Below are 12,223 nucleotides of genomic sequence, written 5' to 3'. Positions count from 1 at the left end.
GATTAAACGATTAAACAACAATGAAGCAATACTTAGATTTAGTAAAACACGTTTTAGAAAACGGAAATCAAAAAGGAGACAGAACCGGAACAGGAACTAAAAGCGTTTTTGGTTACCAAATGCGTTTTGATTTAAGTGAAGGTTTCCCAATGGTTACAACTAAAAAACTTCATTTAAAGTCCATCATTTACGAATTGCTTTGGTTTTTAAAAGGAGATACGAATATCAAATATCTTCAGGAAAACGGAGTAAAAATATGGGATGAATGGGCCGATTCAAATGGCGATTTAGGCCCGGTTTACGGACACCAATGGAGAAATTGGAACAGTGAAGAAATTGATCAGATTACGGAACTGATTTCTGAATTAAAAACAAATCCTAACAGCCGACGAATGTTGGTTTCTGCATGGAATCCTTCAGTTTTACCCGATACTAAAAAATCATTTGAAGAAAATGTTGCCAACAACAAGGCCGCTTTGCCTCCTTGTCATGCCTTTTTCCAATTTTACGTAGCGGCTCCAGATTTAGAAAAAGGAGAAACGAAAGGAAAATTGTCTTGTCAATTATACCAAAGAAGTGCTGATATCTTTTTAGGAGTTCCTTTTAATATCGCTTCCTACGCATTATTAACGATGATGATTGCACAGGTTTGTGATCTTGAAGCTGGAGATTTTATCCACACTTTTGGAGATGCACATATTTACAATAATCATTTTGATCAATTGGAATTACAGCTTTCAAGAGAGCCAAAACCTCTGCCAAAAATGATCTTAAATCCAGCGATTAAAAACATTTTTGATTTCGATTATAATGACTTTACGCTTGTCGATTATGAACCACATCCAGGAATCAAAGGAAGTGTTGCTGTATAAAAACATAAAAAAATCCGCTTAAAATTTAAGCGGATTTTTTTTATACTGCTAAAACACTGTTTTCGCTTCCAGCAAAATCATTCCATTTATAAGAATCTGCTTCAGGCTCGTTCACATACACGCCATCAATCAAGTATTTAAACTCATAAATAGCATCTTTTACTAAGTCGTAAGTTGCTTTAAAAGTTCCGTTTTTTAATTTACTTAAAGTTCCTTCTTCTGGATTCCAATTATTGAAATCTCCAACTACAGCAGCTGTACTTGCATCTTTTGCATCTATAGAAAAGGTAACTTTTACCACTGGTTTTGTTTTGATAAATTGCTTCTTTAAAGACATAACTATTTAGTTTTTAGATTGATATGCCTAAATTACACAAAATCATTCGAACTTTCTGCATCCAATATCCGATTTACGACAATGGTAAAAATGCCTATTTATTTTAATCATATCCATAAATTAATCAATGATATTTTTTTGATTTCAAATTCTTAACTCATTCAAAGGCAAATATTATAGAATCAAAATTCTGTGTTTTCAAAATAAATTTTAACTTTATAACCTCATTTCATTTACTATCATATGGAAAAAGAAGTACACGAACAATATGAATATGCCAGAAGGAGACTCAGACAAAAGAAAATTCTTTATTTTCATTTTGTACTTTTTCTAATAGGAAGCTTATTTTTATTTGTTGCCAACAGATTTTTTGGTTTTGGTGAAGGAAGCAGTCAAAATTGGTGTATTTGGGGCATAACGATATGGTTCTTTTTATTCATTTTACACTTTATAAAAGTTTACATTACAGACAGATTCATGAACAAAAAATGGGAAAGAGAACAAATTGACCGACTTGTTGCATTGCAGCAAAAAAGAATCAGTCAATTAGAGTCCAAAATAAACGAGGATACTGAAAAATAAAATTTAGTTTAGATTGCCATGATTATAATGATAGCGGCTGTAGCCGAAAACAATGCCCTTGGAAAAAACAATGATTTAGTATGGCATTTGCCAAATGATTTTAAAAGATTCAAATCGCTGACAACAAATCATCATATTATTATGGGAAGAAAAACTTTTGAAAGCTTCCCAAAACCTCTACCAAACAGAACTCATGTAATCATTACCCGTCAAAGCGATTATAATCCTGAAGGCTGTATTGTTGTTGACAGCATCGAAAAAGCTATTGAGGCCTGTCCTGAAAACGAAGATTCATACATTATAGGAGGTGGAGAAATCTACAATCTAGCATTGCCATTTACTGATATTATTGAAATAACCAAAGTGCATCATACTTTTGAAGCAGATACTTTTTTTCCTAAAATAAACGAAAAAGAATGGCAGCTTGTTGAGAGCGAAGAAAACTTTAAAGATGATAAGCATCTTTATGATTACACTTACGAAACGTATATCCGTAAATAAAAAAACATCCTCTTTTGAAGGATGTTTTTTAAAAACGATTGATTTTAAAATCTGGCTTATTCCAGAACTAGTTTTGGTAAAAAAATCACAAATGTTTAAAACATTTGAAATAACTGAATAACATAAATGTTAATTGAGAACAAGTCTCAAAAGAGCCTTTAATAACAAATACCACTAAGATATTAAAGGCAAGAAAATTAAAATTTCCAAAAACAAATTTAATCCTAAGAACGTATTTTGCACTCTTAAAAAACTTCAGTGCTATTTAAAAAAAAAACACTTTCAAAACTACTTTCAGGAACAAATAAATTACAAGTGCAAAAAGAGTAATCATTTGTTTTTAAGCCCTATTTTTAATCAATCATTAAAATTTCATCATTTTATCTTTGACAAATTTGAGTATAAATCCAGCACTGCACAATACCCACTTTTAGTGATTTTTTTAAAAATACCCACTTTTGGTGATGCTTTCTAAACAGCAAAAACTATTCTTTTAAAACATTTGATTTACAAATTAAAAAAGCCAATTACAGTTAAGTCAGATTGTATTATATTTGCCTAAATAAAAAAAATGTCTGAGAAAATAACTCCATATAAAGACTCCTCTTTAGGAAAAAAAGAACAGGTTGCCCAAATGTTTGATAACATTTCTGGGAACTATGATAATTTGAATCGTGTAATTTCTTTTGGGATTGACGTAAAATGGCGAAAAAAAGTTTTAAAAATAGTTTCTGACACTAAACCTAAAATTATTCTCGATATCGCAACCGGAACTGGCGATCTTGCAATTTTAATGGCACAGACAAATGCTGAAAAAATTATTGGTTTAGATATCTCAGCAGGGATGCTTGAAGTTGGAAAGAAGAAAGTTGAAGAAAAAAATCTGTCTAATACAATTGATTTAGTTTTAGGCGATTCTGAAAATATTCCTTTTGAAGATAATTATTTTGATGCTATAACAGTTGGTTTTGGTGTTCGAAATTTTGAGAATTTAGAAAAAGGATTTGCTGAAATTTTAAGAGTTTTAAAACCAAATGGCGTATTTGTAATTTTAGAAACTTCAGTCCCAGATAAAACTCCATACAAACAAGGTTATAAATTTTACAGCAAAAACATTCTCCCAATTATAGGAAAATTATTTTCTAAAGATAATGCAGCGTACGGATATTTATCTGAATCGGCGGCGGTTTTTCCATACGGAGAAGCATTAAACAATATTTTGAGAAAAATTGGGTTTATAGATGTTGTGGCAATGCCTCAAACTTTTGGAGTTGCAACCATTTATTCTGCTTCTAAAAAATAGTATGAAAAAAACAGTAATCTTACTTTTATTAGTCTTATCGACAAAAGGATATTCGCAATTTGCTAAAAGCATGTTTAGCAAAGATCCCATTATCAATCTTGAAAACTGGCAAAAACAGCGCCTTTATTTTGGATACTATTTGGGCTTCAACAGCTTTGACTTTAAATTTGACTATAAAAATGTTGTAAACCAAGATATTCAGGTAAAAAAAACTACCGGATTTAATGTTGGTGTTGTAGCAGATTTAAGATTGCAGGAATACATAAATCTGCGTTTTGAACCAGGATTGTACTATACAAAACGCGATTTATATTATCCGAACTTCAGCTCTAAAAATGATTATTTAAGAGAAGTAAATAGTACTTATATTCATTTTCCGTTGCTTTTAAAATTCTCGTCTCTGCGTACAGGAAACATTCGTCCATATTTAGTTGGAGGAATGTCGACTACACTTAATTTATCAAGCAATTCAAAATCTCAGGATGACAATTCTGAACAAAAATTCAGAGTAAAACCTTGGACAGCCGCTTATGAAATGGGAGTTGGAATTGACTTTTTTACAGAATATTTCATTTTCTCTCCTTCAATCAGAGGAATGTTTGGCATAACAGATGAATTAGTAAGAGACAATGATCCTAATAGTCCATGGACAGGAAACATTGATTCTATGAAATCTAGAGCGATTTTAATAAATTTTACTTTTCACTAAAACAAATACCTAACTATTTCGTTTAAATTCACTAAGAATAATTGCGGTTGCGGTAGCTACATTTAAACTTTCGGTTTTTTGCAGCTCTCCAAATCTAGGAATCGTAAGTCGGCTTGTGACCATTTTTTCAATTTCTGCCGAAATACCATTGGCTTCATTACCCATAATAATGATTCCGTTTTGAGGCAAATTTGATTTATAAATATTCTCGCCGTCCATAAAAGTTCCAAAAACTGGCAGTTTAGTTTGAGCGATAAAGTTTTTCAAATCAACATAATTTACATTTACTCTGGTTATAGATCCCATTGTAGCCTGAACAACCTTTGGGTTATAAATATCTACAGTTTCTTTAGAGCAAATAATTTGTTTGATGCCAAACCAGTCGCAAAGACGCAGGATCGTACCTAAATTTCCAGGATCACGAATATCGTCTAAAGCCAAAATCAAACCTGAGTCGCTAATTTTATTTTCGGCAGGGATTTTGAATACAGCCAAACAAGAATTTGGAGTCGACAAAGCACTTATTTTTTTTAACTCCTGTTCATTAATAAGGGTTCGTTTTGAAGACTGAACTGTTTCAAAATCATTTTGCGTTGTGTATAAATGCTCTAATTCAAAATTGGATTGCAACAATTCTTGAATTACTTTTACTCCTTCGGCAAAAAATAATTGATTTGCAAAACGCTGCTTTTTTTGATGTAAGCCTGAGATAAGTTTTATTTGGTTTTTACTAACCATAAAATAATGTACTTTTGAATTAAATATTTAAAAACACTTGAGAAATAATTCCACAAAAATAACAGCATTTATTCTAATAGCAACACTTATTTGTGCTTGTAATGCCGTAAAAAGAGTTCCAGATGGAAAAAACCTTCTTGTAAAAAATAATATTCTTGTAAACGGAAAGTCTTCAAATGACGAAATTGCCACGAATCAAATGTATCAAAAACCTAATGGAAAGCTGCTAGGTTTCAAATTACGTTTAAACTTATACAATTTAGCCAATTTAAATCCAGATTCAACTTATCAAGCACAATTTGATAATCATCCTGGCCGATACGAACGTTGGTCAAAAGTGCTTTCGGCAAAACAAGTTGATCGTCTTGGTCAATCTTTTATAAACAAAGGACTAAATGATTTCTTAAAAAATACCGGAGAAGCTCCCGTAATTATTGATACTGCAAAGACAAAAAAAACGTTGCTTAGATTAAAGTATTACTATTTGAATAATGGTTTTTTCAAAGTACAAACAGACTATACTATTGATACCATTGGAATTAAAAGAGCCAAAATAAACTATAATATTACAACTGGACCAGCTTATACTTTAGATTCTATTCGAACTACAATTTTAACTCCTGCGTTGGATTCGCTTTATCACACAAGCAGAGAACCTTCTATTTTAAAATCTGGAAATCAATACAAAACCACCGATTTTGAAGAGGAAAAAAATCGTATTACTACTTACTTCAGAAATAATGGCGCTTATTATTTCCAGCCCACTTATGTAACTTTTGATATTGATACAATTGGCAAAAAAAATAAAGCCGACGTAAATTTAATTATCAATAATAATAGTATTCAAGAAAAAGATTCAAGCAGAACTGAGCCTTTCAAACTGTATAAAATCAGCGATGTTAACATTTATACGGATTATTCGCCTGCAAACGCAAAAACAAAAATCACTGACAGTGTATCGTACAACAACTTTAATTTGTACAGTTATAAAAAACTAAAATACAAACCGCGTGCTATAACCGATGCTGTTTTTATAACTAAAGGAAGTATATTTTCAGACACTAGAACAACGCTTTCTTCTCGATATTTGAACAATTTAAAAATTTTCAACTATCCTTCAATACAATATGAGGTTGACAAAAGAGATTCAACAGCACAATCTTTAATTGCTAATGTTTATTTAACGCCAAGAAAAAAATACAGTTTTGGTGCCACTTTTGACGTTACTCACTCTAATATTCAGGATTTTGGTATTGGAGCAAGTATTTCTGAAACTATTAGAAATGTCTTTAATCGAGCAGAAACACTTGAAGTTTCAGCGCGAATGAATATTGGCTCATCAAAAGACATGGCAAATCCAAATAATAATTTCTTCAATGTTTCTGAATACGGAGTTGATTTAAAACTGAATTTTCCAAGAATCCTGATGCCTTTTGGAACAGAAAAAATTATTCCAAAGAGAATGATTCCTTCCACGTCAATCTCGAGCGGTTTTTCGAAACAGCGAAATATTGGTTTGGACAAAGAAAACTTTACAGGAGGAATTGCATACAATTGGTCTCCAAAACGACACAACACTGCAAAATTAGAATTGCTGAACGCACAATATGTAAGGAACTTAAATCCAAACAACTATTTTAATGTTTATACTTCTTCATATGATGAATTGAATGGAATTGGTAAAGATTATAATGTAAATGATGAAAACTGGGGAACTACACCAGAAGAGCAAGCCCGAAAAGACTTAACTATACCAAAAGGAACCACAGGATTTACTGATGACGTCTTAAATAACAGGACTGCATTATTGCCTGGAGATCCTCAGTATAAAGATGTAGAAAGCATCGAAGAACGAAGAGTGCGTTTGACTGAAAATGACTTTATTTTAGCCACAAGTTATACTTTCACTAAAACAACTAAAAAAGATCTTGCCGACAATAATTTCTATCAGTTTAAAACCAAGGTAGAATCGGCTGGAACTTTATTATCAGCCATTTCTAATATTGCAAGTCTGCCAAAAAACACAAATGGCAATTATGAGATATTCAATTTAGAATATTCAGAATACATTAAAACCGAATTCGATTACATCAAACACTGGGATTTTGGAAAAGAGAAAGTATTGGCTGTACGCAGCTTTTTCGGGATCGCGATTCCTTTTGGAAACTCAAATTATATTCCGTTTTCACGAAGTTATTATTCAGGAGGTTCAAATGACAACCGTGCATGGCAACCTTACTCATTGGGTCCGGGAAGTACAGATGCGATGGATGATTTCAATGAGGCAAATATGAAGATTGCATTTAGTGCAGAATATCGTTTTAAAATTCTTGGAGATGTTAAAGGAGCCATCTTTGCAGACGCCGGAAATATCTGGAATGTGCTCGATAATGTTATTGATGAGAAGGCAAAATTTGACAACGTAAACGATTTAGCTGAAATTGCTTTGGGTACAGGATTTGGATTACGATACGATTTAAGCTTTTTTGTTGTTCGATTAGATTTAGGCTTCAAGACTTATAATCCGGCACATGAGAAGGGAGACAGATGGTTTAAAGAATACAATTTTGGTCACTCGGTTTTAAATTTTGGAATAAATTATCCTTTCTAATGCTAATTAATTCTTATTTTTGCAACCTAAAAACTAAAAACAACTATAAAAAAAATTACAATGGCACACAATATTAAACCAGGAGTAGCTACAGGAGATCAAGTTCAAGAGATTTTTAATTACGCGAAAGAAAAAGGATTTGCTTTACCTGCAGTAAACGTTACTGGATCAAGCACAATCAACGGTGTTCTTGAAACTGCAGCAAAACTAAACGCGCCAGTTATTATTCAATTTTCAAACGGAGGAGCTCAATTTAACGCTGGAAAAGGATTATCTAACGCTGGTGAAAACGCAGCTATCGCTGGAGGAATCGCTGGAGCAAAACATATCCACACTTTAGCTGAGGCTTATGGTGCAACTGTAATTTTACACACTGACCACTGTGCAAAAAAACTTTTACCTTGGATTGATGGTTTATTAGATGCTTCTGAAAAACATTTTGCAGAAACAGGAAAACCATTATTCAGTTCTCATATGATCGATTTGTCTGAGGAGCCAATCGAAGAAAACATCGAGATCTGTAAAGAATATTTAGCTAGAATGAGCAAAATGGGTATGACATTAGAAATCGAGCTTGGTATTACAGGTGGTGAAGAAGATGGTGTTGACAACTCTGATGTTGATAGCTCAAAATTATATACTCAACCAGAAGAAGTAGCTTATGCTTACGAAGAATTATCTAAAGTAAGCCCTAAATTTACTATTGCTGCTGCTTTTGGAAACGTTCACGGTGTTTACAAACCAGGAAACGTAAAATTAACTCCAAAAATCTTAAAAAATTCTCAAGATTTCGTTCAAAACAAATTCAACACAGGACACAATCCAGTTGATTTCGTTTTCCACGGAGGTTCAGGTTCTACACTTGAAGAAATCAGAGAAGGAATTAGCTACGGAGTTATCAAAATGAACATCGATACTGATTTACAGTTTGCATACACTGAAGGAATCCGTGATTATATGGTTAAAAATCTTGACTATTTGAAATCACAAATTGGTAACCCAGAAGGTGCTGATGCTCCAAACAAAAAATATTACGATCCAAGAAGATGGGTTCGTGAAAGCGAAGTAACATTCAACGCAAGACTTGAACAAGCTTTTGCTGATTTAAATAACGTAAACACTTTATAAAAGTGTACAGTATTCAGTTTTTAGTGTTCAGTTTTCAAACTGATTTCTGAACACTAAACTTAAAAAAACTGAACACTGAAATTTTATTACTGAACACTGAAAACTAGAACAAATGGCTTGGTTTAAAAGACAAGAAAAAGGGATTACGACCGCTACAGAAGACAAGATGGACGTTCCGAAAGGATTGTGGTACAAATCTCCTACTGGAAAAATTATTGATGCAGACGAATTAGCAAGAAACTTATTCGTAAGCCCTGAAGATGATTTTCACGTTCGAATTGGAAGCGCAACCTATTTTGAAATTTTATTCGACAACAACGAATTTGTTGAGTTAGATAAAAACATGACATCAAAAGATCCTTTGCATTTTGTAGATACAAAAAAATATGCCGAAAGATTGAAAGATGTAATGGAAAAAACTCATCTTAAAGACGCTGTACGTACGGGAGTAGGAAAATCTAAAGGAAGAGAACTTGTAATTTGCTGTATGGATTTCGCTTTTATCGGTGGATCTATGGGAGCGGTTGTAGGTGAAAAAATTGCAAGAGGTATTGATCACGCGATCAAAAATAAACTTCCTTTTGTAATGATTTCTAAATCTGGTGGAGCTCGTATGATGGAAGCTGCTTATTCTTTAATGCAATTAGCAAAAACTTCTGTAAAACTAGCTCAATTAGCTGAAGCTAAATTACCTTATATTTCTCTTTGTACAGACCCTACAACGGGTGGAACAACTGCATCATATGCAATGTTAGGAGACATCAATATCTCTGAGCCAGGCGCTTTGATTGGTTTTGCTGGTCCGCGTGTTGTTCGTGACACTACAGGAAAAGATTTACCAGAAGGTTTCCAAACTGCTGAGTTCTTATTAGAACACGGTTTCTTAGACTTTATCACGCCTAGAAAAGAATTGAAAGATAAGATCAACTTATATATCGATTTGATTCAAAATAATACTATTAGATAGTTTTAAAACTATTCAAAATAGAAAATCCCAAGAATTGCTTCTTGGGATTTTTTTGTTTTTAATATTGACTATGTTTCGTTCCTACGGAACTTCTTAATTCTATTTCCATTTTTCAACGGAATAAATTCCGTCTCTACCAATATTTTATTCCTACGGGATTTTTCTTTGAGCAAAAAAAACAATTCTAAATTAGCTCGCTTTTTTCAAATCCTTTTTCAATTCTTTTTCAGCAATTTTAAAAACTAATTTTTCACGCCAGATTGCATAACGCTCTCTAAAAACAACTTTAATAGCACTGTCAACTGCGCCATGCATAAACAAACTCCAAACACTGGCCAGTTTTCGAGAAATTGATGAATCCCAAGCACGAAGTGTGAGTGAAAAAGAACCATCTATATAACGCATCCAATGCCACATTCCGGTTGGCATAAATAAAGTATCGCCGTGTTCCAGAAAAACTTCATACCCCTCTACTCCTTTTAACGCAGGAAATTTTTCAAAATCAGGATTGGCAACATCATAATCTTCTAATGCGTAAGTTGTATTTGGAAGGCAATACAATCTTTTTTTCCATTTGTTGTCAAATAAAATAATGTGCTTTCTTCCGCCAAAATGAGTGTGAAAAAGATGCGGTAAATCGATATCATAATGCAAAAAAGTAATGGCCTTAGAACCACCAAAAAACATTGCCGGCATACTTTCTATAAAACCTCCCATTAATTCTTTTGGAATTTTTACATCGTCAATTAATTCAGGTCTGTGTTTGAAAAGATTGAAGAAAAAAATACGTAATTGTGTTGGCTCACGTTTTATCAAATCCAGATATTCGCCAAATTTCATGCTTGCAATTGAAGCATTGATAACTTTCGTTGGATCTGCTTTTGAATTATCAACAAGCTTAACCTCAATATCTCCAGCAATTTGCTTAAAATATTCTGTTGACCATTTTTCTCTTGCAGGCCAATCTTTGGTAAGCCCTTTTATGATCAAAGGCTTTCTCTTGTCCAAATAATTCTTTTTAAAATCTTCTTTGGAAATAGACTCAACAGTATCAACAGATCTAAGGTTAAAGCTCATTTATTTAGCATTTTAAGTTGTTGGTCTACCAAAAATATCTAATTATTTTCAGTCATCAAAATTTACAGTAAAATAACACAAAAACAATATTACATTCCAGTTCGAATTGCTTCTACGGGATCTAAATTTGCTGCTGAAATTGCTGGAAGAATTCCTGAAATTATCCCTACAAAAATGGACAATCCTGCTCCAATAAAAATATTCCAGAAACTCAAAACAAATTCGAATTCTAACAAATTAGTCAAAAGAAGCGAAAGAAGCCAAACAATAAACAACCCAATTACACCGCCGATCAAACAAAGCATAACAGCTTCAAACAAAAACTGGAATAATATAAAACGATTTTTTGCTCCCAAAGATTTTTGAATACCAATTAAATTCGTACGCTCTTTTACAGAAACAAACATGATATTTGCCACTCCAAAACCTCCAACTAAAAAAGAAAAAATACTGATGAAAATTCCGGCTGTTCTTAATGTACCCAAAATTCCATCAATAAAATCAGTAAAACCAGAAAGCACATTCACAAAGAAATTATCAATTTCGCCTGCCTTCATGCCACGAATTGCGCGCAGTTTTTGAGCAACCTCGGCTTTATAGGCTTCCATATCAACACCTTTTACTGGCTTCAAAACGATTACAGGCGTCATTGCATCACTGTCTCCGTACATGCGGCGTAGAAAATTGGCTGGCAAATAAACTGATGTATCGTTACTATCTCCAAAAAAACCTGCACCTTGCTTTGCTATTACACCAATCACCGTAAAACGCTGTCCGTACAAACGGATATTTTTTCCGAGTGGATCACTTGTTCCAAAAAGTCCTTCGGCGATATCATATCCTAAAACAATAACGGCTGTCCCAGAATTCGATTCAGATTCATTATAAAACCTTCCTTTATCAAAACTTAATCCATCGACATCTACCATTTCAAATGAAGATGGAATAATATTAACATCGGCAACAGTTTTTGAGTCGTATTTCAAACTTTCATGATTCACAAAAAGCTGGTATCCAACTTGATCTGTATCATTCATTGAGTTTTTCAACGCTATATACTCATCATACTTCACATTCGGGAACTGTTCTCTCTTCCATTGTGGAATTTCTGAAGGACCAAAACAATATTTCATTAAATAAATTGTATTTTTATCTAAGCTACTCAAATCTTTAGAAATTTTTCGGTCTAAAGAATCAACTGCAGCCAATACAGCAATAATTGAAAAAATACCAATTGTAACACCAAGTAATGACAATAAAGTACGTAATTTATTATTTCGTAAAGCATTGATGGCAAAGCTGAGACTTTCTTTTAATAATCTAAGGTAAAGAAGCATATAGTAGTATTTTTCAATAAAGTAAAATTCAATAATTTAAAATCAAAAACCTAATAAAAGT

12 protein-coding genes are annotated in these 12,223 nt (G+C 32.8%); 8 read left to right on the top strand and 4 right to left on the bottom strand.

All coding sequences use genetic code 11. The features are described 5' to 3' along the window. Positions 1-20 precede the first annotated feature (20 nt). Entirely contained in the window at positions 21-872 is an 852-nt protein-coding gene (locus RB619_RS07170; RefSeq protein WP_308095811.1) for a thymidylate synthase, read from the top strand. A 40-nt stretch (positions 873-912) separates the two neighbouring features. Here the strand turns inward: RB619_RS07170 and RB619_RS07165 are convergent, their stop codons facing one another. Further along, entirely contained in the window at positions 913-1,209 is a 297-nt protein-coding gene (locus tag RB619_RS07165; RefSeq protein WP_115888168.1) for an isoamylase early set domain-containing protein, read from the bottom strand. 243 nt (positions 1,210-1,452) lie between these two features. On the opposite strand from RB619_RS07165, the gene RB619_RS07160 reads away from it, so the two are divergent. From RB619_RS07160 to RB619_RS07145, 4 genes are all read left to right on the top strand, one after another. Beyond that, positions 1,453-1,791: a 2TM domain-containing protein gene (locus RB619_RS07160; protein ID WP_308095808.1), complete on the top strand. Its 339-nt coding sequence runs from the start codon at positions 1,453-1,455 to the stop codon at positions 1,789-1,791. Positions 1,792-1,809: 18 nt separating this feature from the next. Next, complete coding sequence (locus tag RB619_RS07155) at positions 1,810-2,292, top strand: dihydrofolate reductase (RefSeq protein WP_308095806.1); 483 nt, start codon at positions 1,810-1,812, stop codon at positions 2,290-2,292. Between the two features lie 571 nt (positions 2,293-2,863). Beyond that, on the top strand, positions 2,864-3,595 hold the full coding sequence (gene ubiE / locus RB619_RS07150) for a bifunctional demethylmenaquinone methyltransferase/2-methoxy-6-polyprenyl-1,4-benzoquinol methylase UbiE (protein ID WP_133523318.1): 732 nt from the start codon (positions 2,864-2,866) through the stop codon (positions 3,593-3,595). Between the two features lies 1 nt (position 3,596). Continuing rightward, positions 3,597-4,304 carry a porin family protein gene (locus tag RB619_RS07145; protein ID WP_308095803.1) on the top strand — a complete coding sequence of 236 codons (708 nt, stop codon included), beginning with the start codon at positions 3,597-3,599 and terminating at the stop codon, positions 4,302-4,304. Positions 4,305-4,313: 9 nt separating this feature from the next. On the opposite strand, the gene RB619_RS07140 is transcribed toward RB619_RS07145, so the two are convergent. Beyond that, the gene (locus RB619_RS07140; RefSeq protein ID WP_308095801.1) at positions 4,314-5,042 is read right to left on the bottom strand and encodes an RNA methyltransferase; all 729 of its coding nucleotides are present in this window, start codon (positions 5,040-5,042) and stop codon (positions 4,314-4,316) included. A 37-nt stretch (positions 5,043-5,079) separates the two neighbouring features. On the opposite strand from RB619_RS07140, the gene RB619_RS07135 reads away from it, so the two are divergent. The 3 genes from RB619_RS07135 to accD all read left to right on the top strand — a co-directional run bounded on the left by RB619_RS07135 (position 5,080) and on the right by accD (position 9,748). Further along, positions 5,080-7,653, top strand: a complete 2,574-nt coding sequence (locus RB619_RS07135; protein WP_308095799.1) for a BamA/TamA family outer membrane protein — start codon at positions 5,080-5,082, stop codon at positions 7,651-7,653. Positions 7,654-7,713: 60 nt separating this feature from the next. Next, positions 7,714-8,781 (top strand): class II fructose-bisphosphate aldolase, encoded by a 1,068-nt coding sequence (gene fbaA, locus RB619_RS07130; protein ID WP_308095797.1) that lies wholly within the window; start codon positions 7,714-7,716, stop codon positions 8,779-8,781. A gap of 112 nt (positions 8,782-8,893) precedes the next feature. Then, a complete protein-coding gene (accD, locus tag RB619_RS07125) occupies positions 8,894-9,748 on the top strand; it encodes an acetyl-CoA carboxylase, carboxyltransferase subunit beta (RefSeq protein WP_026983883.1) in 855 nt (284 codons plus the stop codon). Between the two features lie 189 nt (positions 9,749-9,937). Here the strand turns inward: accD and RB619_RS07120 are convergent, their stop codons facing one another. Together RB619_RS07120 and RB619_RS07115 are read right to left on the bottom strand one after the other, a co-directional pair. Next, positions 9,938-10,825 carry a cupin-like domain-containing protein gene (locus RB619_RS07120; RefSeq protein WP_308095792.1) on the bottom strand — a complete coding sequence of 296 codons (888 nt, stop codon included), beginning with the start codon at positions 10,823-10,825 and terminating at the stop codon, positions 9,938-9,940. 89 nt (positions 10,826-10,914) lie between these two features. Further along, complete coding sequence (locus RB619_RS07115) at positions 10,915-12,162, bottom strand: ABC transporter permease (RefSeq protein ID WP_308095791.1); 1,248 nt, start codon at positions 12,160-12,162, stop codon at positions 10,915-10,917. Positions 12,163-12,223 lie beyond the last annotated feature (61 nt).

This window comes from Flavobacterium sp. LHD-80 (assembly GCF_030929605.1).
Lineage (GTDB): Bacteria > Bacteroidota > Bacteroidia > Flavobacteriales > Flavobacteriaceae > Flavobacterium.
The sequence above is the reverse complement of the archived record's forward strand: the minus strand, read 5'-3'. Positions and strand labels throughout refer to the sequence as shown.